The organism is Arthrobacter sp. UYCu512 (assembly GCF_040547075.1).
GTDB lineage: Bacteria > Actinomycetota > Actinomycetes > Actinomycetales > Micrococcaceae > Arthrobacter.
In genome coordinates, this window is the sequence record NZ_JBEPPA010000014.1 from 83,726 (window position 1) to 109,470 (window position 25,745).

Annotated in this window: 27 protein-coding genes; 19 read left to right on the forward strand and 8 right to left on the reverse strand. The window is 63.3% G+C overall.

Annotation, left to right across the window (positions count from 1 at the left end; translation table 11 throughout):
• Positions 1–186 precede the first annotated feature (186 nt).
• The 10 genes from ABIB49_RS15205 to ABIB49_RS15250 all read left to right on the forward strand — a co-directional run bounded on the left by ABIB49_RS15205 (position 187) and on the right by ABIB49_RS15250 (position 10,425).
• Complete coding sequence (locus tag ABIB49_RS15205) at positions 187–651, forward strand: hypothetical protein (protein ID WP_354157279.1); 465 nt, start codon at positions 187–189, stop codon at positions 649–651.
• 1 nt (position 652) lies between these two features.
• A complete protein-coding gene (locus ABIB49_RS15210; protein ID WP_354157280.1) occupies positions 653–1,762 on the forward strand; it encodes a cytochrome b N-terminal domain-containing protein in 1,110 nt (369 codons plus the stop codon).
• A gap of 855 nt (positions 1,763–2,617) precedes the next feature.
• Complete coding sequence (locus ABIB49_RS15215) at positions 2,618–3,478, forward strand: DMT family transporter (RefSeq protein WP_354157281.1); 861 nt, start codon at positions 2,618–2,620, stop codon at positions 3,476–3,478.
• A gap of 78 nt (positions 3,479–3,556) precedes the next feature.
• Positions 3,557–4,867 (forward strand): ABC1 kinase family protein, encoded by a 1,311-nt coding sequence (locus ABIB49_RS15220; protein WP_354157282.1) that lies wholly within the window; start codon positions 3,557–3,559, stop codon positions 4,865–4,867.
• Positions 4,867–5,241 carry a hypothetical protein gene (locus ABIB49_RS15225; protein ID WP_354157283.1) on the forward strand — a complete coding sequence of 125 codons (375 nt, stop codon included), beginning with the start codon at positions 4,867–4,869 and terminating at the stop codon, positions 5,239–5,241. The genes ABIB49_RS15220 and ABIB49_RS15225 overlap by 1 nt, the downstream gene beginning before the upstream one ends.
• Before the next feature lie 255 nt (positions 5,242–5,496).
• Positions 5,497–7,494 carry an NUDIX domain-containing protein gene (locus tag ABIB49_RS15230; protein ID WP_354157284.1) on the forward strand — a complete coding sequence of 666 codons (1,998 nt, stop codon included), beginning with the start codon at positions 5,497–5,499 and terminating at the stop codon, positions 7,492–7,494.
• A gap of 160 nt (positions 7,495–7,654) precedes the next feature.
• Positions 7,655–7,876 carry a universal stress protein gene (locus tag ABIB49_RS15235; RefSeq protein ID WP_354157285.1) on the forward strand — a complete coding sequence of 74 codons (222 nt, stop codon included), beginning with the start codon at positions 7,655–7,657 and terminating at the stop codon, positions 7,874–7,876.
• A complete protein-coding gene (locus ABIB49_RS15240) occupies positions 7,858–8,127 on the forward strand; it encodes a universal stress protein (protein ID WP_354157286.1) in 270 nt (89 codons plus the stop codon). The genes ABIB49_RS15235 and ABIB49_RS15240 overlap by 19 nt, the downstream gene beginning before the upstream one ends.
• Complete coding sequence (locus ABIB49_RS15245) at positions 8,117–8,563, forward strand: hypothetical protein (protein WP_354157287.1); 447 nt, start codon at positions 8,117–8,119, stop codon at positions 8,561–8,563. The genes ABIB49_RS15240 and ABIB49_RS15245 overlap by 11 nt, the downstream gene beginning before the upstream one ends.
• 536 nt (positions 8,564–9,099) lie before the next feature.
• On the forward strand, positions 9,100–10,425 hold the full coding sequence (locus ABIB49_RS15250; RefSeq protein WP_354157288.1) for an APC family permease: 1,326 nt from the start codon (positions 9,100–9,102) through the stop codon (positions 10,423–10,425).
• A 206-nt stretch (positions 10,426–10,631) separates the two neighbouring features.
• On the opposite strand, the gene ABIB49_RS15255 is transcribed toward ABIB49_RS15250, so the two are convergent.
• Together ABIB49_RS15255 and ABIB49_RS15260 are read right to left on the reverse strand one after the other, a co-directional pair.
• Positions 10,632–10,925, reverse strand: a complete 294-nt coding sequence (locus tag ABIB49_RS15255; RefSeq protein WP_354157289.1) for a multicopper oxidase domain-containing protein — start codon at positions 10,923–10,925, stop codon at positions 10,632–10,634.
• 245 nt (positions 10,926–11,170) lie between these two features.
• Positions 11,171–12,073: a potassium channel family protein gene (locus ABIB49_RS15260; RefSeq protein ID WP_354157290.1), complete on the reverse strand. Its 903-nt coding sequence runs from the start codon at positions 12,071–12,073 to the stop codon at positions 11,171–11,173.
• 436 nt (positions 12,074–12,509) lie between these two features.
• On the opposite strand from ABIB49_RS15260, the gene ABIB49_RS15265 reads away from it, so the two are divergent.
• Together ABIB49_RS15265 and ABIB49_RS15270 are read left to right on the forward strand one after the other, a co-directional pair.
• Entirely contained in the window at positions 12,510–12,902 is a 393-nt protein-coding gene (locus ABIB49_RS15265) for a hypothetical protein (protein WP_354157291.1), read from the forward strand.
• A 3-nt stretch (positions 12,903–12,905) separates the two neighbouring features.
• Positions 12,906–13,613, forward strand: coding sequence for an RES domain-containing protein (locus tag ABIB49_RS15270; protein ID WP_354157292.1), 708 nt, complete (start codon positions 12,906–12,908; stop codon positions 13,611–13,613).
• 203 nt (positions 13,614–13,816) lie between these two features.
• On the opposite strand, the gene ABIB49_RS15275 is transcribed toward ABIB49_RS15270, so the two are convergent.
• Both ABIB49_RS15275 and ABIB49_RS15280 read right to left on the reverse strand, forming a co-directional pair.
• Positions 13,817–14,017: a VOC family protein gene (locus ABIB49_RS15275; RefSeq protein WP_354157293.1), complete on the reverse strand. Its 201-nt coding sequence runs from the start codon at positions 14,015–14,017 to the stop codon at positions 13,817–13,819.
• 365 nt (positions 14,018–14,382) lie between these two features.
• A complete protein-coding gene (locus ABIB49_RS15280; protein WP_354157294.1) occupies positions 14,383–15,468 on the reverse strand; it encodes an ATP-binding protein in 1,086 nt (361 codons plus the stop codon).
• A 497-nt stretch (positions 15,469–15,965) separates the two neighbouring features.
• Between ABIB49_RS15280 and ABIB49_RS15285 the strand changes: the two genes are divergently transcribed.
• Both ABIB49_RS15285 and ABIB49_RS15290 read left to right on the forward strand, forming a co-directional pair.
• On the forward strand, positions 15,966–16,223 hold the full coding sequence (locus ABIB49_RS15285) for a hypothetical protein (protein WP_354157295.1): 258 nt from the start codon (positions 15,966–15,968) through the stop codon (positions 16,221–16,223).
• Positions 16,224–16,496: 273 nt separating this feature from the next.
• The gene (locus ABIB49_RS15290) at positions 16,497–16,682 is read left to right on the forward strand and encodes a hypothetical protein (RefSeq protein WP_354157296.1); all 186 of its coding nucleotides are present in this window, start codon (positions 16,497–16,499) and stop codon (positions 16,680–16,682) included.
• 389 nt (positions 16,683–17,071) lie between these two features.
• On the opposite strand, the gene ABIB49_RS15295 is transcribed toward ABIB49_RS15290, so the two are convergent.
• A complete protein-coding gene (locus tag ABIB49_RS15295; RefSeq protein ID WP_354157297.1) occupies positions 17,072–17,671 on the reverse strand; it encodes a TetR/AcrR family transcriptional regulator in 600 nt (199 codons plus the stop codon).
• A 147-nt stretch (positions 17,672–17,818) separates the two neighbouring features.
• Here ABIB49_RS15295 and ABIB49_RS15300 point away from each other — a divergent pair, with 147 nt between their 5' ends.
• The 3 genes from ABIB49_RS15300 to ABIB49_RS15310 all read left to right on the forward strand — a co-directional run bounded on the left by ABIB49_RS15300 (position 17,819) and on the right by ABIB49_RS15310 (position 19,578).
• On the forward strand, positions 17,819–18,619 hold the full coding sequence (locus ABIB49_RS15300; protein ID WP_354157298.1) for an SDR family NAD(P)-dependent oxidoreductase: 801 nt from the start codon (positions 17,819–17,821) through the stop codon (positions 18,617–18,619).
• 82 nt (positions 18,620–18,701) lie between these two features.
• Positions 18,702–19,265: a carboxymuconolactone decarboxylase family protein gene (locus ABIB49_RS15305; RefSeq protein WP_354157299.1), complete on the forward strand. Its 564-nt coding sequence runs from the start codon at positions 18,702–18,704 to the stop codon at positions 19,263–19,265.
• A 163-nt stretch (positions 19,266–19,428) separates the two neighbouring features.
• The gene (locus ABIB49_RS15310) at positions 19,429–19,578 is read left to right on the forward strand and encodes an IS3 family transposase (protein ID WP_354157304.1); all 150 of its coding nucleotides are present in this window, start codon (positions 19,429–19,431) and stop codon (positions 19,576–19,578) included.
• Between the two features lie 153 nt (positions 19,579–19,731).
• Here ABIB49_RS15310 and ABIB49_RS15315 read toward each other — a convergent pair whose 3' ends face one another.
• Complete coding sequence (locus ABIB49_RS15315; RefSeq protein ID WP_354157300.1) at positions 19,732–20,964, reverse strand: GGDEF domain-containing protein; 1,233 nt, start codon at positions 20,962–20,964, stop codon at positions 19,732–19,734.
• A 1,188-nt stretch (positions 20,965–22,152) separates the two neighbouring features.
• On the opposite strand from ABIB49_RS15315, the gene ABIB49_RS15320 reads away from it, so the two are divergent.
• Both ABIB49_RS15320 and ABIB49_RS15325 read left to right on the forward strand, forming a co-directional pair.
• Entirely contained in the window at positions 22,153–23,349 is a 1,197-nt protein-coding gene (locus ABIB49_RS15320) for a sensor domain-containing phosphodiesterase (protein ID WP_354157301.1), read from the forward strand.
• A gap of 248 nt (positions 23,350–23,597) precedes the next feature.
• Positions 23,598–24,275 (forward strand): hypothetical protein, encoded by a 678-nt coding sequence (locus tag ABIB49_RS15325; RefSeq protein ID WP_354157302.1) that lies wholly within the window; start codon positions 23,598–23,600, stop codon positions 24,273–24,275.
• Positions 24,276–24,677: 402 nt separating this feature from the next.
• On the opposite strand, the gene ABIB49_RS15330 is transcribed toward ABIB49_RS15325, so the two are convergent.
• A complete protein-coding gene (locus ABIB49_RS15330; RefSeq protein WP_282360972.1) occupies positions 24,678–24,854 on the reverse strand; it encodes a CsbD family protein in 177 nt (58 codons plus the stop codon).
• Between the two features lie 83 nt (positions 24,855–24,937).
• Complete coding sequence (locus ABIB49_RS15335) at positions 24,938–25,117, reverse strand: YegP family protein (protein ID WP_354157303.1); 180 nt, start codon at positions 25,115–25,117, stop codon at positions 24,938–24,940.
• Positions 25,118–25,745 lie beyond the last annotated feature (628 nt).

Here is a 25,745-nt window from a genome sequence, read left to right on the forward strand (position 1 = left end):
ATGCCAACGACACCTGGATCGGGAAGATCCGGCCAACACGACACGAGACATCCAGAGCCGGGGCGGTTCTGTGCCGGAAGAACATGCGCGGCGGTCCTGCTGGCCTGTCTCTTCCTCGTCGGAGGAGTTATATCAGCCCCACTGGCATCCGCCCATGAGGGAGATCCTTCGTCAGAGGGGTATCTGTTGGTTCAACAGGCGCTGGGGCACCTCGTCCACGATCCGGGCAAAGTTGGGGCGGCCCTGGAGAAAATCGACGCGGCCCTCGCCGCGCCGGACCAGGACGGGGTATCCGTGGCTGAGGTTCAACAGGCCAAGGCTGCGCTCCAGGCCGGAAATGCAGCCCAGGGACGTGCCTTGCTGCAGGAGTCCATCACGGTGGCCCTGAGCACGTTGAAGCCCGCGACCGGCGATGGGACCGGAACAACAGTCGTCCTGGACCCGCTCCCGCCCCGCGGGTGGCTAACGGGAGCGGACTGGGGGTTTTTGACAGTATCCATGCTGGCGGTTCTCACGGGATTGTTGCTGGCCTATGTGTTCCGTCCCCATAAAAATCTCCGGGAGTTGCGGTGGCTGCTGGCCTGGAAGCACAGACGCCAGAATCTGCCATCGAAACATGAGCGGTCCGACCGAAAGGATCAGGGTATCTGAGATGAACGATGAACCGGCAACCATCAGCGGTCGGCCCCCGGCTCCGGCGCCGCGCCGCGGTCGCGCCCGGCGCCTACTGGATGTGATCGATGAGCGGCTGGGCATCGGCGCCTTGGGGTACGCCGTCCCGGAACACGCAAACTCCCTGGCCTGGAGCCTGGGGGGCGTCACGGCGGCAGCCTTCGGAATCCTGGTGGTGAGCGGCATTGTGCTGGTCCAGTTCTACAGCCCCACACCGGAAACAGCTAACCAGTCGGTGCGCGGCATCGTCACGGACGTCTGGGGCGGAAGCGTTCTGCGTGGCGTGCACTTTTGGGCGTCCCAGGCAATGTATGTCACCGCCGCCCTGCACCTGATCAGGGTTTTCGTTACCGGCTCATTCAAACGCCCGCGCGAAGGAAACTGGCTCATCGGCGTGGCACTGTTCGCACTGATCACCCTCGCCCTGTTCACCGGAACAGTCCTGAAGTGGGATCAGGAGGGCTTTGAGGCGCTGGGGCACAATGTGGAGGTCGGGGCTCTGCTCGGCGGGACCGGGTTCTGGTTTTCCGCCGCGTTCGCGAATCAAGTGTCAATCCTCGTGCGAGTCTACGGCGCGCATGTGGTGATCCTTCCGGGAACCATCCTCGTCCTCGTGACTCTGCACGGGCTTCTGGTAAAACGCCACAAAATCTCTCCCCACCCTTCACTGCCGGCCGATACCTCAGGGGAACAGGCTGCGGCTGCGGAACCAACCGAACCGTTCACCCATCACCTGCGCCGCATCGGCGCGTTCGGCCTGGTGCTGGCCGGCGTGCTCGGGATCCTGGCGGTGTTCCTTCCACCCCCGGTAGGTGCGACGCCGGTCGCCGGAATCGAAGTGACCCGGCCCCCCTGGAATTTTTGGTGGCTATACACATTGGAAGACTGGTTTGGTCTGCCCGCCATCCTTTTTGGCGAGGTCGCGTTTTTCATCATCCTGGCCGCGGTTCCCTTTGCGGACCGAAGCCGGAACCGGCTGTGGCGGCGGCGCCCCGTTTCGATCGCCGCCGGCCTTGTGCTGTTGCTGAGCATCCTGACGCTCACACTTCTGATGTTCGTCATTCCGGTCAAAGAACATCTGGGGGCATGAGCATGCCCACGTCACAAACATTTCCTCCCCGCGGCCGACGGGCACGACGGGCATTTTGGGTGCTCGTCGCGGCTGCAGTGCTGGCGGCAGGTTCACTGACGGGCGCCCTCGGCGCGGCCGCTGCACCTGTCACTGGCTTATGGACCGCCGTCAGCGGAGCGGTCCTGGCCGTTTCGCTGAGCCTCGCTGTACGTATTCTCAACTTCCAGGACCGGGCACGCAGGGCACCGGACCAACCACCCGGGAGGCCTCCTGCCGGTGCCGTTCAGGACAACTTATGACGGCCGGCAGCTATAGCCGCCGCATGCTCAGCCCGCGAACGACGACGTGCACCCGCAATTGCCCGGCCGATCCAGCTGCCCGGATCACCGGGTCAGATGGGCCCCGTCTCCAAGTGCGGGCACAACAAGTTGGCACCCGTACCGGTCGTGGCGGGGTTGAAATTTCGGCGCCGCCGGCCTCCCCTCAGCAGGGAAAGGCCCCTAAGGAAGGATTTCTGATGGGTCATCAGCGCTTGGCGTATCTGGTTTGTGGGCCGCCCGACTGCGGGAAAACGGTATTGGAGGCAGCGGGCGCCGTCATCGCGGCTCCGGATCGGGAAGGCATGGCCTTCAGCGAATGCTTTCCGGGCCATGTTCGTGGGCATACGGCGCGATCGTTCACGTTGGCCGGTGAAGGACCGAAGCCGCCGGTGGGTGCCCGTTCCCTCATAATCAAGAAGATGGCTAAGCCGTTAGCTGTGCAAGCCGAAAGACTCTCCGGGACCCCGCCGACGAAGGAGCTGCTGTGCGCGTACCCTCAACAGTAATCAGTTCCGAAGAGGTCGGAGGCCTCCGTCGGCCGAAGCCGTTGCGGATGCTGTGGATAACCTTTGCCTGGGGCTCGTGCTTTCTAGCGATCAGCATCGGTCTGAAGGATGCCCCGCTGCTGTGGTTCGCCGCGTTGCGCGCTCTCATCGCCGGCGGGGTGCTTCTAGCAGTTGCGGGATTCCGTCGGGAACCGACGCCACGCGGGGCACGGACCTGGACTTTGATAACGGTGATGGGAATTGTCAATGTCACACTGGCATTCAGTGCCATGTTTGGCGGTCTGGCCGGTCTATCGACTGGAGCTGCCTCCGTCCTGGCCAATGCACAGCCCTTGCTCATAGTGCTTCCGGCCTGGTGGATATACAAGGAGCGCGTGTCGGGCCGCACGCTGGCGGCGATGGGGACAGGCTTCGCAGGGCTATTGGCAGTCGCCTTACCCAGCGGGACTGGCACCGGTGCGTGGCTGTCAATCACCGCAGCTCTCGCGGTTACCGCCGGAACATTGATTTCGAGGCAGATAAAGGCCGATATCCTGCAGGTGATTGCATGGCATTTCCTGGTCGGGGGCGCAATTCTTGCCGTCATCGCCGGGCTCACCGAAGGGGCGCCGGCCATCAACTGGGGCGTGCGTTTCATCGGCATTCTCCTTTATGTTTCCCTCGTGGGCACCGCTGCGGCCTTTCTCGGCTGGTTTACAGAAGTCCAGCACTGCCGCCTGGACGCGGTCTCGGCTTGGACCTTCCTGGTGCCGGTGTTCGGCATCCTGTTGTCCATGGTCGTCCTGGGGGAACGCCAGAATGCGTGGAGCTTGGCCGGCATGGTCCTGGTTCTGGCGTCCATGGTTGTCCTTGTGCTGCCGCGAAGACAGCCCGCCCTGCAAAGGCCTGAAGGCCTCCGTGGAAAGTAGTCCGCGGACACGCTGCATGGAATGCCAAGCCGTGCAGGAGCGTGCGGCCCGCCGTTCCACTTCGAAGACTCCGGCACCGTGCAGAAATCAGAACCGGAAATGACAACGAACTTACGTGTACACCGCTATCAGGAAATCAGCGAGGTTCTGGCCCGGCACGGGCTGGGCTTCCTCGTGGGTATCTCTGGCCTCGAGCGGTGGGTCCCGTTCCATCAGGGGCTCATGGGCCACGAACGAAGGGCCGAGCCTTACACGAATCCGGACCACTTGCGGTTGGCCTTCGAGGAGCTGGGGCCGACGTTCATCAAGCTCGGCCAGCTCCTCTCCACCCGGCCTGACCTGTTGCCGCCCCAGTATCAGACGGAGTTGGCTAAACTCCAGGACGGTGCCCCGCCTGTGCCAGGGGCAACGATCCGTCAGCTTATTCGCGAAGAGCTGGGGTCCGAGCCGGACGAGGTGTTTGCGGATTTCACCCTGGACCCCCTGGCGAGTGCCTCTATCGGCCAGGCCCATGCTGCAACTCTCCACGACGGGACACCCGTCGTGGTAAAAGTCCGGCGGCCCAACGTCATTCCCACGATCGAGGCAGATCTGGATATTCTGCAGAACCTCGCGGTCCAGATCAGCCACCGGTGGGAGGCGGCGGCTGACTATAATCTCCCCGGCATAGCCGCGGATTTTGCACAGACTTTGCGGGCAGAACTCGACTATCTGCAGGAAGGGCTGAACGCGGAGCGATTCGCCGAGAACTTTGCCGCCGATCCCGGCGTACACATTCCCCGCGTCTTTTGGGAGACGACTACATCCCGGGTGCTGACGCTGGAGCGGATCGTGGGGATGAAAGTCAATGACCTCACGGCGCTGGACCGCGCAGGGATCGACCGTGCGGCGCTGGCCCTCCGGTCCGCAGGCACAGCAGTTAAAATGGTCTTCGAAGACGGGTTTTTTCATGCCGATCCGCATCCAGGCAACCTGTTCATCGAATCCGACGGTCGCATAGGTCTCATCGACTTCGGCATGGTTGGCGAAGTGAACGACAAGCTGCGCGGCCAACTCGGCGTCCTGCTGACTGCATTGGCCCGCAGCGACCCCGGCCGTGTCGGCTCCGCTTTGCTGGACCTTTCCGTAACCCGGCAGCCTGTGGACCGCAGCCGGCTGCGCGCGGACGTCACCCGGTTTATTGCCCTCTACGAAGGCCGCCAACTCAATCAGATCGAAATCGGGCCGCTGATCACCCAAGCCGTCGCGCTGATGCGCACTTACCACCTGCAGATGCCTCAGGAAATGGCGAAGCTCCTGAAGATGATGATCATGGCCGAAGGCATTGGAGTTGACTTGGATCCCGGCTTTAATCTGGGCGTGGTGCTGGCCCCTACGCGAAGAAGCTGATGTTCAGCCGCTTTGCGCCGCAGGCGTTGGCCACGCGCATGGCCGCCGCCGGTACTGACGCAGCGGAACTGGCCGCGGACCTGCCGGACATACTCCGTCGAGTCGTGGATACCCTCGACACGGGCTTGGAAGTCCATTCACGGGCCGCGGAGCTCGAACCCCTGGTCGGGCGGGTGGAACGCATCGGCAACCGTCTGATAGCAGGCATGATCGCTGCGGCGCTGATCGGAGGTGTCGGAGCTCTAACGGCGGGGGACAAGGAACGGTGGGGCAAGTGGGAGAAACCACTGATGCGCGCCGGCCTGGGCGCGGGCGGTGCGCTTGGCGCATATCTGGCCTGGACTTCACGGCGCCCGGGGGGCTCACACCGATGAGGAGTTAAGATTCCCCCTGCCGGACCGGATCCCGCTGCGCCCCCATGCCGCCGGCTGTCCCGGCCAGGATGCCTCCACCGTCAGTCCGACCCTGTCGGGCTCAGCGAGATGCTACTGCAACCGCGAAGGATGCATTGTGAACGATCCAGACAGCGATGCGGAAGCGAAGGACAGCGGCGGCCCCACCATTGCCCGGCACGGCGATCCCGTGACGGTCAACGTCAGCGGGCGTGCCACGCCAGCATCCATGACGGAATGTGCCCCCTGCGTTGCCCGGCCATCACCGCTGCCACAGCGAGTCGCGTCGATCCAGGCGGCCATCGCCGCGCCAAAGCGGAACTGGTCACCTCCGGCGTCAGGGCCCTGCTGCCCGCCCCATCGACCGGACTTATGCTGGGCGCTGAGGTGGCCAGCGCACTGGCGGCGGCACTGACCGCAGACGATGGCCTTCCCGCCGTAGCGGTCGCGCGGCTACTGGCCGAACTGCTGGACGAACGGTACTGCCAGAACTTCCGCGAGTCCTTCCGACGCCGCAGCCCATACCAGCCGGGTGTGGGCGATCCTATCCCGCTGGACAGTCCGGACCTCCGGCAGGTGACCGCAATGCCGGCGACCTCCCCGCCGTGGCGGCTGGCCAACCGCCTGGACGAGACGCGTCACGTCCGGCTTGCCGGGGAATGGGTTACTCAGTTCCAGGTCATCTTCGACTACAGCCTTGCCCGCGAGCTCGCTGGGATCATAGATCGTGACACCGTCGTGGCGACCTGCCATCCCAACCGCACCCTGACTGAGTTCCACTTCCCGGCTGACGCCAGCGGGCGGACCTTCCCGGTCCGCCCGAAGGATGAAGACAAACAGCATCAGGAGATAGACCGGCTGATCAGCGCGGCCGTCGCAAACGGCGCGAGCATTGTTGTGCTGCCCGAGTTGTGCGTCACCGAGTCGCTGGCCGCCCAACTGCAGGGCTGGACCTGCCGGGCCGGTGGGCCCAGGATGCTCGTCGCCGGCAGCTACCATCACGAGGACGAGCACGAGCACGACGGGTCCCCGCGGCGCCGTAACACGGCCGTCGCGTATTTGCGCGGCGTGGCGGCTCCGTTGACCCAGGACAAGCATTCCCCGGCCGACCGGCCGGTCAACGAAGACATCCATCCCCAGGGCTGGCCCGAGCTGCGGGTCCATGTCAGCGATGACGGATGGCATCTGGTGCTGGCGATCTGCCGGGACCTGCTTAACCCTCACGCCGTGCACGCCTTGGCAGAGGCCGGCGCCAACCTTCTGCTGGTACCGGCGATGAGCGAGACCCTCGTTGCCTTTGGCGGCCCGGTGGCGAACCTCGTGGGATCCGGCCAGGCCTTGGTGGCGGTCGCGAACAACCCCGCTGATTTCTCAGGGCCGACTGACCTGACGGTCCGCCGTCCCGCGCGTGCGTTGTTCGGTCATCCGGGTTTTGGGCAGTTGACCCGGCTGGTGCAGCCGGCCAACTCCGCTCCCGGGGTGGGGCTGCTGCGTGTACAAACCGGACAACTGCAATGGCTGGACTCCGATGCCGGCCCGACCAGGCTGAGCCGTGGAACGTCCGTGCGGCCGCCATGGGCCGACACCTTGGCCCGACTGACCGGGCGGACCCCCCTCGGATTGGACCGGCAGCCGACACACGTGACCCTGAGGGCGGCGGCGCTGCTTGTGCTGCTCACAGACAGCCCTCACGGCCCGTCAGCGCTCCTTACTGAACGTGCACCCGATCTGACCAACTACCCCGGGCAGCTGGTCTTTCCCGGTGGCGCTGCTGAAGCCGGCGACCACGGGCCGGCAGCTACGGCACTGCGCGAGGCCTCTGAGGAAACGGCATTGGACCCGGGCAGCGTGCGCATTCTGGGGACTCTGCCAGCCATCGCCCTTCCCGAAAGCGGCTTCCTGCTCACGCCCGTACTCGCATGGTCCGCGGGGCCCGTGTTCACCGGAACGCCCAACATCGCGGAGGTCAGCCGTATCACCACCATTTCGTTGTATCGGCGGACAGGTGCAGGACAACCGGGGCCGGATCCTGCACCCGACGAAGGAGCCTTGGCAGACCAGCAGCCTGCAGCGCTTGGATCTGTCAGCGGTATGATACTTGACCTGCTCCGAGGCATGCTATGCGGGCACCGTGAGTCGACAGGGATCGACGGAGAATGGGGCAGAACCGAAGAGACACACACCGCAGCCGTGAAAGCTGTTTCCAATCGCCAAAGGTATCCCCGTCTGCCTTGACAAGGATTCCTCAGACACTGCAGCCCCGCCGACAGCCTCTTCCACTAGCGCCCTGACATCTTCATTGAAGGGTCATCTTCATCACGTAACCTTGCGGCTGAAGTCGAGCATGGGAGACTGAGGGCAACCAGCAGGCAGGACCTCTAGGACGGCGGAACCCATGAGCGGGGAAGACAGGTTCAGGATCGCGGTCGGAGTGGACGGCTCGGCGGAATCGCAGATAGCTCTCGAGTGGGCTGTCACAGAAGCCCGTCTCCGTCACGGACAGGTACGTGCCGTGACGGCCTGGGAGTATCCGCCCCAGACGGCCGGCATGGAAGCGATGATCTGGGATCCTCAGTCTTCGAGCCGGCCGCGCGAAAAATGCAGACGGCCGCCTTGAAGAGTGTGGACACCGAGAGTGTGTCTGTCATCGGTGACGTCGTGCAAGGACCTGCCGTCACGGTCCTTCTGAGAGCTTCCAAGGATGCGGACCTTCTAGTAGTCGGCTCCCGCGGATATGGAGGATTCACTGGGCTGCTCCTCGGGTCTGTGTCCACACAGGCCGTCCATCACGCCGACTGCCCCGTGCTCGTCGTCAGGCCCAGGCCGAAAGCGCACGCGCATGAGACGGACGGCCACCATGACCGATGATCACTCCCACCAACTTCACCGGCCCACGGTATCGCCTTCCGGCGCAGAGGCTGACCAGGAAGAGCAACAGACCTGGCGGGGCCGGTTGCATAGCCTGTGGCACTCGGTCGTCGCCGTTCTAGGTTTCGTCGTGGGTCTCCTGCCCCACATCCTGCATCACATCGGACTCCTCGCCGGCACTGCGCTCGTTGCCGGCTCGGGGGGCACCGCATTGTTCGGTGCGTTGGGACTACTCGCTTCCATTCCGCTGCTCTTGCGCCTGTACCGCCGGTTTGGGACGTGGGTCGCTCCCGCCATAGGACTGCTGATCTTCGCCGCGATGTTCTCACTCTCGGCTTTTGTCATCGGCCCGGCGATCAGTGGCACCGGAGGAGACATAAACCCCGCACCGGGGCCGGGGATTGAACACCCCACGGACCATCCTTCGGGTCACTGACCCGGCCCCGTTCAGAGCCAGGTTCACTGCTCTCGGTAGGCGAATCTTCCTTCGGTTTCTCAGTGGTGTCCGCAGTCTTCACGGCATCCAGTGTCACCGGCATATCCAGCTCATTCCTGCCAAGCAGCCCGCCTGGCATGTCGAGCCGGATACACCGTTAATTCCACAGTCCCCGAAGACCAGGACGAGGAGCCATAAAGGCAAAGATTCCACGATGTCCTCCGTTTCCGAAGGGTGGTGTTAGGGCAAATCTGTCGATCCTGAGGAGCCTGGAGCCGCCGGTAGCACCAACGAAGCATCAGTCTACTTACCCCCGGGTTTAGGGTCCTCGTGTAAGGTCCGATTCGCGTGGGCGGCCACCTCATTTGAACGGGCTCACGTGTGGCGGTTTCGTGCTCGGAGGGTTGAGGCAAATCAGTCCGGGTGATTGGGGCGATGCCGTGCTCACCCACTGAGGTTCGCTGGGCGCCGGTCACCTCGGCGGTCGGGAGCTGTCACGGGGGAGTGGCGTCGGCGTCGCGGTTAGACTCGTTGTCATGGTCGATGATTCCGCGAAGTTGTCCCTTGCCGGTTCTGTCTCGCTTGGGACGGGGGTCATGGTCGGGGCCGGGATTTTTGCCTTGGTCGGCCAGGTTGCCGGGCTCGCGGGCGGGTTGGTTCCCGCGGCGTTTCTTGCCGGGGCAGTGGTCGTTGCCTTCAGTTCGTACTCGTATGTGAAGTATTCCGGGGCCAATCCATCCTCCGGAGGCATCGCTATGCTGCTCAAGGATGCCTACGGCCCAGGCGTGGTTGCAGGGTCGTTCTCGCTCTTTATGTACGTTTCCATGGTGGTCGCGGAAAGTCTGCTGGCACGGACCTTCGGCACCTACATGCTTCGTCCCTTCGGACTCCAGGGATCGGCTTTCTTGGTGCCAGCGCTGGGTGTGGCTGCGATAGCTCTGGCCGCTGTGGTAAATATTTTCGGCAATACGCTGGTGGAGCGCTCCGCTGCCGTCACGGCTGTAGCCAAGATCGTCGGCATCGCGGCGCTGGCGATCGCTGGGCTTCTGGCCGCAGGGTGGTCTTCGCTGGGGACCACCCTCAGCGGCGGTTCGGGTGAACCGCCGCCGCAGGGCATCATCGGGTTCCTGGCAGGCACAACGCTGTGCATTTTGGCCTACAAGGGGTTTACCACCATCACCAATCAGGGCGGTGACATCAGGGAGCCGAAGAAAAACATCGGCCGGTCCATCATCATTTCACTCGCCGTTTGCACGGTGATTTATCTACTGCTGACGGTATCTGTTGTCGGAAGCCTGAGCGTCCCGCAGATCATCGAGTCCAGGGACTATGCCTTGGCACGGGCCGCCGAGCCACTGTTCGGTGCGTGGGGCGTGGGGCTGACGATCGCCCTCGCAGTTGTGGCGACGTTATCGGGTCTTCTGGCCAGTATCTACTCGGTGTCCAGGCTCTACTCAATGCTGCAGGACATGAAGCAGGCGCCCGGGCTCCCCGATAAAATCAAGCACCAGCCTTTGCTGATCACGGCCGGTCTGGCGATCCTCGTCACCGTCTTCTTTGACCTCACCCAGATCGCGTCCCTCGGTGCGCTGTTGTATCTCAGCATGGACATCGCCGTCCACCTTGGCATCATCCGCCGCTTGCACCAGGACATCGGCGCAAAGAGGTGGGTTCCCGTGGCAGCAATCGTCCTCGACGTTGCGGTGATGACCGCTTTCATTATCGTCAAAGCAGGACAGGATCTGCTCATGCTGGCCGTGGCCGCCGCAGTGTCCCTGGCAATCTTTGGTGCACAATGGTGGGCCGTCCGTCGCAGGGATCAGGACGAAGAGGTCAACGACGGGCAACACTCCCGCACCTGAGTTACCGGCGCCGGCGCGATCGAGGACGACCACCGACCTCGCCGGCGCTGATGGTGGAACTCTGCACTGCGATGGAAGCACTCACGGTCGGCGACACTCGTGTTCTGCCTGCATCAGAGCCGATGCCCGATCCCTTGAACCGGCGACGACCGGGTAAGGCAGATCAGGGCGTTCATATCCGCCGACCGTAGATGGTTCCTGTGCGCTCAGCTGGTGGCTGGCGCGAAGTACTGCCGGGGGACAGGCGCTGCCCCGTTGTAGTGGAAGATCCGGAGCATACCGACCGGCGCTCCCTGATAGCCCGAAGCGCCGGCATTGGCTTGGTGTCCGGGAAAACTGCAGTGGAACATCCAGTTACCGGGATTATCGGCCCGGAATTCGAGCGTGAAGAACTCGCCCGGGGCTATTGCCCGGGTTGTCACGAGTGTCGGATTGGTCGGGTGGCCGTTGATGTCCACGAGAGTCATGTCCATTCCGTGAAGATGCATCGAATGGGACATGCCTGAGGCGCTGGGTGTGACGGGTGTACCGTGGCTGTATCCGGTCGGGCGTTTTCCTGGTTTTGCTGGCTGTTGGTGGCGCTTGCGGCTTGGCAGCCGGTCAGGACGGCTGTGAGCGTGAGAGCCATTCCGGCCATCCTTGCTCGGTGACGCAGGTGCATCCTATTCGTCGCCTTAGATTTCTTTCCTGCCGGCGACTGATTATCCGGGTCATCAGTAGACTTACTACATCCCGCAGCGCAGTTTTACGGCTGCTGACGGCCGCGGGTATCGGGCCAAGTGTAGTCGTAGTTGTGATCGGCCGCATAGGCACGGAAAATTGCTTCCGGCGTGGACCCGGAGAGCCGGAAGCCGGTGCGTAGAAGCTCGGCGAGGTCTTCGAGTGCTTCGCGGAGCACGCTGCCGCTCAACCGGACACTGGGGCCCACGGCCCCTCCGGCCTCCTCGCTCAAGGCCACGGCCTGGGCGATGCAGGCGCCAAGCGATGTCACGGGTGTGGTTTCGCGGAAATAATACGACTCGGGCGTCTGCAACAGGTCGACCCGGACCTGAACAAGGTCGACCGCCAGCGACTCCAGCGCCCATGCAATGGCGCCCGGGTCAGCGTCGCCGATGCTTCTGGCGTAACCGGCCCGGTCCAGAAGCGTCAGACGGATAGCCAACGCCCGACGGCGCCCGAGGGCCGGATAAATCTGCATGAACCACGTCACGGCCGCCGTCAGCAGGCCAAAGCCAATGAGTGATTCAAGCGGAGACGCCATCCGGATCCACGGATCTATAGCGACCACGTCGCCAAAACCAACGGTGCTAAGCGTAACCACCGAAAGATACAGGGCCTCCAGGAAGTTCCCGTAGCGGGACTGGTCCACCCCTGCGGCATAGACAAATCCCCCTGGAACATGCGGGAAGTAGATCAAAGCCCAACCCAGCGCCTGCAAAGCCGCCCAAAGCACAATCACAGCGACGACCGCCACGGGCCCCGCCACAGAAAGGGCCCTGCTGCCCAGAGCGTGAGCGACGCCCCAAGTCGAATCAATACACAGGCGGCTGACCCGGCCCTGGCCACTGGGATGCAAAAGGGTGTGGAACACGTCGTTCGCACCCATCACAATGAGGGCGATCCCGAGAACGGTGAACATCCAGTCCATGGCCTGCAACTCCTGATTCAGCTAGAGAATATGTGAGGCGAAGACGGATAAGACGCTACCAAAAAGTCACCGAAGAAACGTCAAACGTGCCGACTGAAACGGGCCCGGGCGTCTCCGCAGATGATTCGCAAGGGGTGCAGCGCCCACACCATTCTCGACTTGCGTACGACTGCAAACATTCTCGCTTCCCGAGCAGGGACGCACGGTGTATCCCATAAGGCCGGCCCTTACCGGAACATCGAGGTAGTTCCATCCCGTCCGGTCAAGCCGCGATCTCAAATCCATGAAGTTTCCCGGAAGACCGCCCCCTCTGCTTCGCCAATCAGCCCCTTCCGGACGCCAGCTTGTCATAATCACGGTTATCGGTGTGTCTGGGTGTGATCTGGCGTGTGTTTGACCCCTTGATTCAGCTAGCCTTTTCGTGGGACCATGAACTATGACTGCAGTGACAGGCGCCCGCGGCGGGCTGAAGGCGCACCAGGATTCCATCCGGCTGGCCGATGACGTGCTGGTCCGGGATTTGCGGGACCTGCTGGGGGCGAAACTGGTCGCCTACATCGGGTCCGTGAAGGAGACCCGAGCCGTCCGGCTGTGGGCCGACGGGGAACGGAAACCCTCCGCCGAGGTGATGCAGCGGCTAAGGACTGCCTACCATGTGGCCGCCCTGCTCGCGGAGCGTGATTCCCGGGCGGTGGTGCAGGCCTGGTTCCAGGGCATGAATCCGCAGCTGGATGATGTCCCGCCGGCGCGCCTGCTCCGCGAAGGCCAGCTGGACGACGCCGGCCCGCAGGTGCTGGCCGCTGCACGGGCGTTCGCGGCCGCAGGCTGACCGGTGGTTTTTGCGCACCCGACCGCGGCCGAGGCCTCCGGTAGGGTCTGGCGTGTCGGCTTCCGCCCGGAACCGTGGGCCTGGAGCGGCTGGGAATGGGCCACCGACGGGCGGTTCCCGGGACGGTGGGATGACCTTCACGGCAACTTCCGCACCATCTATGCCGGCTCGTCCCTGCTGGCGTGCCTGCTGGAGGTCCTGGCGCATTTTCGCAAGGATGCCCGGTTGAGCATGGAGCTGGACGAGATCGTTGAGGATGACGAAGATAAGGTCCTGCATCCCACCATTGCCCCGGGGCAAGTCCCCAGGGAGTGGCTTGAAGTGCGCGCTGCCGCGTCGGCGGAGCTGCCCGGGCGGTACTGTGCTGTGACCGCCTCGGGCAGCGTCGCGGCCCTGTACCCGCACTTCATCGGCCTGGCCCTGAGCCTGGGTCTGGCTGACTTTGACGTTGCGGCCCTGAAGGACGCCCGGCCCCGGCGCCTGACACAGGCTGTAGCCTCCTGGATCTACGAGATGACAGACCTCGATGGCGTCACTTTTGCCTCCCGCCACGGTGACGATCTGCAGCTCTGGGCCATTTTCGAGCGCCCCGGCGATCCAACGATCACGCCGAACATCCAGGAAGTGACGGACGAAGGACCACTGCAGCACGACAGCCCGGAAATCAGCAAGGCCTTCAACTTCCTCGGGCTGCAATGGGAGAACGGCTAGGTACCTTTTTAAACGGGGTCTACTTCCCAAAGCAATCATCACGCGGGCCCTCCCGCGGCTGAGTCGGCAAGGCTCACATTGCTTCAGTCGGGTCGAATGTTGTGAATCCACCTTGTAGTTCGATGCCGCTGAACAAGGCCATGTTCTCCAAGCTCTTGCGGGAAGTGGGAGTCTGTCACCACCGGAGCCTGCAAGTCGTCGATTCAGCGGTCGCGATGCTGGGCGATGTTCAGTACCGTCCCATCGGGAGCACGGACCAAGAACCGGCGAACACCCCACGTCTCCGTCGTCAGCGGATGAACAATCTGGTAGCTGCGACGACGGGCATTCGCATAGGCGTCGTCGACGTCGACGACCTTGACAGTAAGCAGCGGGTTCTCCGGCGCCGTCGCGTCCCGCGACATGAGATGAAGGTGTTCCCCTGAACCCGGTACGACGAATCGGGTACCCCGTTCCGACCAAGTTCCTCCGCTTGGAGCCCGAAGTACTCCGGTAGAAGACCCGGGTATCCTCGATATCGGGCACCGTGAGATCAAGCGTTATGCGGTTCACGTGCATGGGCTTCTCCAGTCGCTAATCGTTAGCTACTCGAGAGCAGGAGCTGGCAGTAATTCCGGGACCTTCAAGGCGCTTGGAGCTCCCAGGAGGCGAGCAATTTGAGCCGTTCGGGACGTGTGGATCATGGCAAGCCATCTCGACTAAGCCTCGCTATACAAAGAGCCACTGCCCCATAATCTGGCACCCAGCCGGCAGCCGACGTTCCGTCAATCTACCCCCGGAGGTATTGACGGAGTCCTGGAATTGCGAAGCCGACTTTGCCGTAGCCCGCGGACACGATCAGGCCCGCAGCGATGAGCCTGTTCCGGTACTTGGACACGACATTGGGCTTGGCCCTGAGGATGGCGCCGATCCGGCCGGCTGCGGAGGGTCCGTCCTGAGAGGCCATAGCGCCGAGGAACTTGCGGTCTTTGTCCGAGATGTCTGAGAGCGCCGACTCAACGACCACCAAGGTGTTCCGTCGTTGGGCGGCTGCGATCGCACGCTGAACACAACTTCGGTCGAGTTTCCATCCTGCCTTGTCGGCTTCGAGCCAGAGGTAGTAGCCGACCAGTTGGATCAGGAAGGGATATCCCTCGGTGGCCTCGGCTGCTTCGGTAATAAGGTCAGGGGAGATACTGATGTCTCCCTGACTAAAGAGCTCGCTGTACGATGCGGTGACTTCGGTGATGGCTGCTTCGTGGAGATTGATCTTGTCAGCGCGCCGCAGGAAGGTGGCGACGCCTTCGTTGAGGAGGTCGGACACCGCTGATGGCAGACCCGCGAAGATCAGGCCGATGGGCAGACCCTCGCGGATGAAGTGCTGGACATCGGCGGCCAGCTGGGAGATCTCGGTCCTGTCGACGGCGTGGATTTCGTCGATAGTGATGACCAGTCCCGTGCCGCGTGTGTCCATCAGGCGCAGAAGTTCGTTCCCGGTCCGGCGCCAGTCGGCCGCCCGTTCCGGGGGAAGCTGGGTTGTCAGTCCGAACCCTGCCGCCGAAAAGGCGGTAATTTTCCTGACAGGAGGCCCGTCCCCAAGCTCCTCGACGAGAGCGAGCATGTCGTCGCCAACTCCGGCCAGGAACCCGGGTGTGGCGGTCCGGGAGATGACGGCCCACCCGTGAGCCCGGGCGATCCCTTCGGCCGCGCTCAACATGACGGTCTTGCCAATGCCCCTGGACCCCGTGATGATGGTCAAAAGCCCTGGGGCTCCGGAGCCCTGCTGCAGGCCGTACTCGAACTCGTCCAAGAGCCCGGTCCGGCCCACCAGTACCGGGGGTGTTGCCCCGGCCGTTGGCTTGAAAGGGTTCTGCACCGGACCTCCCAGGAAAACTTAGGTGAAACTAGGTGAAAGTGGTGAAACTGGTGAAACTTTAACCAAAGTTTCGGCAGTCGCGCCGTCCCGGCAAGACCCGGCGCCGGAGTGTCGAGGGGCAAGTCGGTAGCGTCGGGGCCACGACCCGGAACGAGAGCTACGTCGCCCACACGCTGCAGGTTGGGGAGGGAACTACGGGCCTGAACCTGGAGCATCTAGGTTTCAAACCGCGGTGGATTCAGGGAGTCAACAAAATCCGGGGAAGTCTCGGATCGATGTCTCAACAGACAACAGATTTCAGAGGTACCCAGAGACCCCTATCTGCAGGTCGGAGACCCCTTATACCCCCGGGACATGGCATGCTAGCAGGGTTGGTCTGCTATAGCCAACACGCACAGGTACATCGAGTGCCCCCGGAGAAAACCCGGGGGCACTGCTGCGCGCCGGCGCCGCATGCTGCTTGATAAGCAGCAGCGGCATAACATGAGGAGTTTTCCATGATCACGACTATCGATCCGGGCCGGTACTTCCACGTCACCGGCGCGACCGCTGCAACGGTTCAGGACGGCATCACCCACGCAGTCCAGACAGCACAAGAGCACTCCATGAGGGAAGGCTGGCAGGGCATTCTGGTTACCCGTCATCATCCGGGCCTGTACACGGTAGCACTCAGCGCCGAGGTACCCTACGGCCTCATCATCGAACGGGACGGGGCTGCCGGGTCGATTCCCGCCCACAGCCAACAGGAAGATTAAACAACGACGAAGACCACGCCCAAAAGATTCACCGCGACACCATCCACACGCCGCCCCTCCGGACCTGATCGACAACCGGATGGTTGTCTGCGATCGTCGCTTGTGCCGTGACGAGCGCGTCGCCGGCGACGCGTAATTGCTCCATCTGGCAAGCACCACCGAAACCCCACACCCCGCCTGCCGTTAGGGCGTCGCCCGGCTTCCCGCTGGGACACGAGCCCCCGACACGCCGCGGATGAACCTCGTTGGCCGGACCGCCCCTCCCAACTCGAAGTGATTCGGGCCGAAGGGAACGACCGGCCGAGGCACGACGACTACGTCTACGACTACGACTGCTCGGAGCGTGAGCACGCCCTTGCGGTGTGGATCCACACTCAGCACTACAGCCACCGGGGCGGCGACCTTGTCCCCACCAAACCCAGACTCCCAAACCAGGCCGTACCAGGCTGGCAGACCTGAAGAACCCGGGTCCCCACTTCCTCTCCGCGCCTGTCAGGTCGCCAAACCTCGGGTCTGCCGTCGCCTGCGCGAACCCCATCCTCGCTCTTCACGACGTCGGACCGGGGGAACTATTCTTCTTTGGCTAACGGTCGCCACGACCCAAAGTGCTGTACTGCTTGTTGGAAGGCCCGGATGACACACTTCGCCTGAGAAAGAGGACCCACGCGAGGCCCGTGAGGTTATTGCGCCGGAGGCCGATCTTTTGAGTGGCCGGTTGCGGTCGTTTTGCCCGCTGCGGTGCGGGTCCGCATGCCCGAGCGCCCCACTGGTGTACCGGCCGTCCTGGAACCTGCTGTCACCACCCCGGCGCGGCAGTCTGGTGAACCGCAGGCTGCGGCCCGCGGGTTTCACCAGGTGTCGGCGGTGACGTGCATGGCATGGAGGTACTGGTGGATTTCCGCTGCGTCGGCACCGGAACGCAGGATGACCTGTAGCCCAAGCAGATAAGTCGTGAGCAGGTCGGTCCGGGCCTGGACGAGCTCCGGGCCGCCGGCCGGCACCGCCCGGGCGATGAGCGTCCCGATCTGCCCGCGCATCGCCCGACGATACTCCGCGGAGAAGTCGTAGCCGGGCAGGGTGCCGCGAAGTTCGTTCGAGGCCATCACCATCAAGCAGCCGTCCCGGCCGTGTTCGGAAACGGCGTCCGCCTCGAACAGGTGCAGGAACGTATGGACACCCTTGATGCCCGGGCCCGCTTGCTCGATCAGGGCGGCGAACATCCCGATCCTCTCGGCGAGGTAACGCCGCAGCACGGTCGCGAACAGTTCTTCTTTAGTGCCGAAGGTCCGGTAAAGACTGGGTTTGTGGACCCCGCTGGCTTCCACGATGTCCGTCATCGACGTCTGGGTGTAGCCCCGCCGCCAAAACAGTGCCGTCAGGCGGGCGAGGACCGCTTCCTCATCGAAGAGCCTGGGACGGCCGATGGTGGCATTAACAGTAGTGCTCATAACGTCATTCTACGTCGCCCCGGAGGGGTTTGTAACCTTTCGGTATCAAAGACTCGAACCATATGGTACCGTTTGGTACAGAATTAAAACTTGTTCTTTCGGGGCCGTCACTGCGGCCCGTTACCTCAACCCGGAAGGATCCCTATCGTGGATCTCAGAAACCGTCGCGGCATCATTACCGGCGCAGGTCAGGGAATCGGCCAGGCGCTTGCTTTGGAGTTCGCCGCCAAGGGCGCCCATCTGCTGCTCGTGGGCCGCAAGGAAGAACCATTGAAGAAGACTGCGCAGCTGGTGCAGGCAGCGGGCGGCAGTGCCGAAATCCTGGTACAGGACTTGACCCAGCCGGGTGCTGTGGACCTGGTGGCTGAGTCCGTGCAGTCCTGGGACACCGTGGATTTGCTGGTCAATAACGCCGGCAACGTCCGGGCTGGCCGGCTGGAGCAGTCCAATGGGGCAGATATCCGTTCGATGATCGATCTGAACCTCACTGCGCCGCTGTTGCTGACCCGGGCCCTCCTGCCGAAGCTGCGCACTTCCGGAGCCGGCACCGGCAGTCTTTTGCTGAACATTTCCAGCGAAATCGCACTGGTGGGTGTGCCGTTCTACGCCGTGTACGCAGCCACGAAGTCCGGCCTGGCCGCCTTCGGAGAATCTTTGCGGCGCGAACTGCACGGCACCGGCGTGCACGTCACCACCGTCTACCCGGGCGCCACTGACACCGCCATGATGAGCACCCAAAACGCGGACTGGACGCGCCGGCCAGTGGCCGACGTCGTGGCCGATGTGATGACCGGACTCGCAGCCGACAATCACGAAATCAACGCCACACCCCGGGACGGCCGTGCGATGCAGCAGCTCAACGCCGCCGACCCGCTGGCAGTCGATGCCGCCATCGCCCCGGGACTGCGCCAGCTTGAAAGCGCGGTCAAGGACCACAACAGCATCTGAGCGGCACTTCACTAGAGACTCTTCGGAAATTTACTCAACCAACGGCCGGTAATTACCGGCCACGACTTAACTGGAGACACCCATGATTGACTTCACACGGCACGACGAAGACACAGCACCCGAAGCCAGCAAAGCGCTGCTCGCCAAGTCCAAGAAACAGAACGGAAGGATCCCGGGGCTGCACGCGACCATGGCCGAAGCGCCCGGCCTGCTGGAGGGCTACCAGCTGGTGCACCAGCTGTTCCTGAACTCAAGCTTCGACAAGGACGAACTGACTGTCGTCTGGCAGACGGTTAACGTCGAACACGCCTGCACCTACTGTGTTCCGGCCCACACCGGCATCGCAAAATCCATGAAGGTCGACGACGCCATCACCGAAGCGCTGCGCAATGAAACGCCTTTGCCCAATGCCCGCCTGGAAGCCCTGCGCACTTTCACCCTGGACATGGTGCGTGAGCGCGGCAACGTGGACGACGCCGCCGTGCAGACCTTCCTCGACGCTGGATACACCAAGCGCCAGGTCCTCGAAGTTGTTCTTGGCGTCTCACAGAAAGTGATGTCGAACTACACCAACCACCTAGCACAAACTCCGGTGGATGCACCATTTCGCAAGTTCGAATGGCCCGAAGCAGCCGCAACGGCATAACGTCGACGCAACGCCTCTGCCAAGAGAGGCGGTCCGCAACGAATCAGACGTTCAGTTACCGGAGCAGGCACCCGGCGCAGGCAAAGGCCCGCTTGAGAGATCAAGCGGGCCTTTGCCGTCGACGGCACGGACCCTTCCCCGCAATAAGTGTCCCTGACGGGACATCAACCACCTTGAGGTCGCCGTGGCTAAGTACGTAGATTGGTTCAACCACCGGCATCTTCACGGCGAGATCGGCCACGTCCCGCCAGTCGAATACGAGCAGCTCCACGCCGGCCTCCCGGCCCCGGAACTTCTCTCTATTTCCAACTAAAAACGCCTCCACAAAACCCGGGGCTTGACAGGCTGCCCCTGGATCACCCTGTGCCGTGACGAGTACTGCTTCAAATGTCTGTTGCGCGTCGGGGGAAACCCCGCAACGTGCGTCCAGGTTTTTGTGCGGGCGCGGGAAAGGGCGGTGGCCCCTTTATTCCGTGGCGTACACGGCTTGGTTCCGTCCCCGGGCTTTGGCCCTATAAAGGGCGGCGTCGGCGCCCTCGATCATCCGGGGCAGGGACGGCCCAAAGTCAGTGGACGCGATGCCATAGCTCACCGTGGGGAACGCCATCCCTGACGGTGGCGTAGCAGAAGCGAATCGGCAGCTGATGTCTTTTGTGATGGTGAGGGCACGAGCGGGATCGGCGCCGGACAGCAAGATGATAAATTCTTCTCCGCCGTACCGCCCAACAATGTCCGTGCGGCGCACTGAACGCAGGCATGCATCCGCGAACGCCTGGATCGCCGCGTCGCCGCCTGCATGACCGTGAGTGTCGTTGATGGCTTTGAAGTGGTCCAGATCTGCCAGGACCACCGTGGAAACGGAACCATCGCCCTCCAGGCGCAGAAGTGTCGATTGAGCCCGTTCGAAGAACGTCTCACGGTTCAACAAACCCGTCATCCCATCCCGGGCCGCCCGCTCGCTGAGTGCGTTGACTAAGTGGTCGTTGCTCAACGCCGTCATGCTGAAGGAGACGGTGACAAGGAGGACAATCAGCAGAATACAGGTAACAGCGGGACCGAAGTAGCTACGGAAAATCTCGTCGTCCGGTCCGAAGTGGACATAGAAAACTCCCCTGCACGCGAAGAACGCAACCAAGGTACCGGCGGCAAAGAGCAGCGGCCGATGAGCCTGCGAGCCTCCAAGATTCAGCAGCGCCAGCTCCCGGGCCGCCAGCGCCATGCCCACCCCCATCAGGCCGAAATAGACCACCCCGCCGGACCAGACGTTCACGGCCGGGTTCCCCAGCACCGAGGCCGCTAAGGTAACCGCAGGTGCGAGAAGCAACAGCCATCGCTTCGGTGCAAAGCCCCGAAGGCTGCGGCATCCGGCCCAGGCAGCGAACGCCCCGGCAACTAACAGCGCATTGCCAACAGGGTTCGCCCACCACTGTTGGTCCGTCCCGTTTAACACGTACGACGCGTTCCCGGCCAGCCACGCAGCCAAGGCAAAACACCACCAAGCGCTGTAGGGCGACCGTGTCCGGCGAAACGAGCCGAAGAACAGCACACACAATGTCAACGTGACAACCCCAAGCGCCAACTTCAAACTGAACGTATCAAGCACCAATTCCCCTATCCAGATGACAATCCAGCCTAAGACATTGTCCTCGTGGCAAGAACCGATCAGCTCCAGCGGTAGGCACGGGTTCCCTGCAGCCACGGCCCCGCTAAATCCACCCCTCGGCCCGGCGGCCCGATGACGGTCAGCCGCCCGTCGACCGTCCCACGGCTGGACATTTGACGTTGGGGTGTCTTCAAATGTGTCGCGGACCTGCCACGGGACAGAGTGCGAGCCGGAAGTTATGGTGAAAGAAGTCACACCTTCAGGTGTCCTGGTAACCGTTGGTAACCGTGGAGCGGCCGTGACCTGAAAGGGTTGAACCCGCGCTTGAAGGACACTGCCATGAATGGCTGCGACACAGGACCCGAACCCTCGTCGGACGGTTCCGCCCCGGACACGCTGCTTCGCCCGCAACGATCCGGGCAACATGCGCTGGACGACTCAGAGCGGCGGAACGGGATGGCGAAACAGGAACCGCACCCGAGGGCATCCCTGTCCTCCCGGTGCGGGGATTCGGATTCCGGGTCCCGGCACTGATTCTGCCGCTGTTGCTATTGGGGGCAGCGGCGGGCGTGTTCCTGCTGGGATCCGGTGCGGTCGCTGTCATTCTTGGCAGCGCACTGCTCTTGGGAGCGGTCTCATCGCTGATCTTCTATTCCGCAGGGATCCGCCGGCGGCGCAACGACCCTCACTAAGGCGGCGGCCCGCACACCCAGCCAGCTTCAAGGTCCAGCCCGAACAGCACGGAGCGATTCAAAGCCGGAATTTCCCCATTTGCGGCAGGTGCCCTCCCACCCAGGGAGCGTCATTGAAGGCAGGACGGCACCGCCGTTGCCGGTGAGTGCCGCCAAATGGTGCTGACTGACGGTACCGGCGTGTCACCATGGAGAACATGTGTGTGCTGAGTGCGGGATCCGCAGTGAGGGCTGTTCCTCATACTCGGGCGGCGCACGTGCCCATGTACCCTGCCGGAAAACCGGTCTTGGTTATGCGCCGGAGACAAAATTGATGATGGGGCGCGACTCCCGCCGGAGGAAGACCCTCTCACACCGGGCACAGGCTCCGGACCGGCGCGGAAGGAATAACCGGCGTGGTTCAGGGCAGCTGTCAGGAGCCGGCCAATGGTTGCTGGTGGTCGTCGGTGTCGATGCCGCTGTGGCGATATCCATCCGCGTTCCATTGCTTTTCGGCCAGCAACCATGGACCGGTTTTGGCGGGGACTCTTGGGTTCCGGGGCTTGCGGCATTACTTGTGGTCCCGGTTGTCGTCTATGCCGCGTATCAGTTGGTGAGCCAGCAGCGCAGGGAGCGGGCTGAAACAATCTCGACTGCGGGGCTGATGGACACGGTACTGGCCACGAGCCGGGAATGGTTGTGGGCCACCGGTCCGGACGGGCGCTTTACCTTCTGCGGTCCGGCCTGCCGTGATCTGGTCGGCTATGAACCGTCCGAACTGCTGGGCCGGCAGTTCGGTCTCGTGATCGACTCGGAAGAGCTCGCGGCCGCACTCCAGGACAGGGCAAGCAGGGAAGACGCGGACGCGGCCTGGTTCGGCCTGGCCACCATCTGCCGGCACCGGGACGGGCGCCGGATCCTGGTCGAGGTCTCCGGCCGGACGCTGCGTGATGCGTCCGGCCGGACTGTCGGATTCGAGGGAACTGCCCGCGCCCTGACTACCGGGCCAGCCGATACTCTTGCATTCTACGAAGCCCGGGCCCGGGTCCAGTCCGTCCTCGCCGGCCGGACATTGCTGACGGCGTTCCAGCCCATCCTGTCTCTGAGCACCGGTACCGTGATCGGCGCCGAAGCGTTAACCCGCTTTCCCGGTACGCCCGGGGTGTCGCCGGAAGTATGGTTTGCGGAGGCGGCCGCGGCCGGGCTCGGGGTGGAGTTGGAGATCCTTGCGCTCGAAACCGCGTTGAGGAACGCCACCGGGGTGCCGGCACCGCTGTACGTCGCGGTGAATCTTTCACCCGAGGCCTGCATGGACCCGGGCGTGGCCGGGCTGATTCAGGGATCGGGTATCCCGGCCCGTCGCATCGTGCTGGAGGTCACCGAACGCCATGAGGTGGTCGATTACGCGCCGCTCGCCGCGGCGCTGGCTCCTTTTCGGGCCGCGGGCCTGCGGATCGCCGTAGATGATGCCGGCGCCGGCTTCGCGTCGATGCGACACGTTCTTCAGCTCAAACCGGACCTGATCAAACTCGACCGGGGCATCATCGCCGGAATCGATACCGACCCGGGGCAGCGGGCACTGGGAGCGGCCATGACAGGTTTCGCCGGCGAGATCGGCGCCGTTCTGGTCGCCGAAGGGATCGAGACCGAGGCGGAACTGGCCGCCGTCACCGCCCTGGGCATGGGCGCAGGACAAGGCTATCTACTTGGTCGCCCTACCACCACGCCCGAAGAATGGGCCCGATGGGCACACCGGAGCCCCATCGGCCACCACTCCCAGAAGCCGACGAGCGCCGCAGTCATCGATTGATACCACCCTGAAGAATCCAGGGCCCCAGCTGACGTTGCCGCAGTCTTCGGAGCACGGTCAGCGCTGATCGCTGCTCTTCGGCCGGAACCCGACACGACGACGAATGGCCGCGGAACTGGGGTGACCCATCCAATGCCGGACTGGTCTCGAAGTACTCCTGACAGACAAGCAACGGGCCCGCCCGAGTCACCCGGTAAGTACCGGCTACGGGAACGGCCCACACCCCAGTGATTTCAAGGAGTATCCCCATGCGCACATCGATCAAGACTTTCGCCGGTATCGCAGCGGCCGGTTCGCTGATGTTCTCCCTGGCTGCCTGCAGTCCCTCGGACAACGCTTCCGCCGCCCCGGCGTCCTCCTCGGCCTCGATGTCCGCTGAGGCGCCCAAGGCGCTGGCCTCCATCCCGGCCCTGACCGGGACCTCCACCGCCGTGAAGCTCGATGCCTCCTTCGCCAAGGCCCTTGAGACCCTGAAGCTGACCCCGGGCACCGTCGGGACCGCGGCACTGACCGATGGTTCGCTGATCTTCCCGATCACCGGCGGCAAGGTCGATTACTACGACCCGGCCAAGGACTACCGCCCCTACGTGCAGGGCCTGATCAGCCACGCCGGTTCCGGGTTCTCCCTGACCGCCGGAGACACCAAGGTTGACCTGACCAACTTCACCATCGACCCGGGCACCTCCAAGCTCTACGGCGACGTCGCGGTCAACGGCACCACCGCCGCGAAGCAGGCCTACATCTTCAACCTCGACGGCTCCACCCTCAAGCCCCTCGCCAAGGCCGGCGACACCGCCGTCCTGGAAGGCACCCGGGTGCTGATCTCCGACACCGCCGCCGGCCTGCTGAACAAAACCTTCAAGACCGACGCCGTGAAAGCCGACATGCTCGTCGGCATCGCCAAAATCACCGTCAACACCAAGTAACACCCACCCGAAAAACCTGCCGGATGCATGGTTCGGCGGGAAGTGCCATGGATCCTCACCAGGGGGTCCGTGGCACTTTTCCGTGGCCCCGGCGTTGCCAGGCGTGCATGTAAAACCCGTTGGTGGCCGAAACGGTGTCAAACATGGGAAATGACAAACTTCCGGCAGTATCGGCCAAGACGTGGGCGGTCAAGGAAACCGGCCTTCCTCTGCTGGGGACCAGTTGGGGGGTGGGCCGGGGGTTGTAGGGGGTGCCGATTTTTTTGTGTGGGCAAGACTGCAGGAGTCAGCTTTTACTCGTACGAGACCTATTACAGGTAGGAGCGGGTTTCCTTGCCGCCGCGCGGACAAGCGAAGGGGCACACCCTCAAAAAGGAGTACGCCCCTTCGCTTGGATCCGGTTCAGTCTTTCTTGAAGGCGTCTTTGACCTTCTCGCCGGCCTGCTTCAAATCGCCCTTGGCCTGGTCGGTCTGACCCTCAGCCTTCAGGCTGTCATCGCCTGTGGCTTCGCCGGCAGCTTCCTTGCCCTTGCCGCCGGCCTTCTCAGCGGCGTTTTGAATCTTGTCGCCCAGTCCCATCGTGGTTCCTCCTTTGTTGGTGACCGTTGGTACGGCCGAACCAACATAGTAAGCATGCTTAAGAACATCGCACCAGTACCGGCCTACTGCGTGAGATCAGTGACCTGCGAGTCACCGTTCTTCTGGACGGAATCGATGCCGCCCAGTGCCGCGGCCTTCGTTGTGTAGCTCTCGGACGAGGCAATGGTTTCGCCGTTGGCGGCCCCGAGCCGGAATCGGTAACCACCGGATCTGTCCTGGTATACCGCATATTTAACAGCCATCGGGTGGCCCTATCCGTCATATCGGGCCGGCCGGCCCAACCTCAGATTACCCGGCGACGCGCTTCCTGACCGGGAACCGAACGGGTCTGCTTCCGCAGTGAAGCCAAAGCAAGACCGGGTGTGCACTTGGCTGGAGCGCCCCAAAAAAATGCGCTCCGGACGGAGCAGGGAGGTCGGGTGCTATCGCCGAAATATCCGGACAAGCCAGTTCCGTCAGGCCAGAAGGCCCGGTAGCAGGCTGCCATCCTCCCCGTGTCTTTCACCTCTTCGGTGGTACCGGGCGAAGGTCAGCTGATACCAGCATCGACTTCTCAGCCCTGCCCGGAGCCTGGCCCTGTCCGGGCGGATATTTCCTGTCCGATGAGCTCGTTAGGTGCGGTCAGTAGCGGGTGGTGCCGCCGGCGGGCCCGGGACCGTTCTTTTTCGCGCGCCGGGCGCGCAAAACCCTCCCGATAAGGGCCGGAAGGAGAGCGAAGATGATCTTTTTCATGACGTTCCTGATCTGTGAATTCCGTGGGGGAGCCGGGCCGGAAGGTTACGTCCCGTGGAGTGGTGTAGATCTCCGCAGTTGCGCGTTGCTCCGGCGACGTAGTGAGCCATCGTGCGATGGTCAGTGAGTACCGATCAA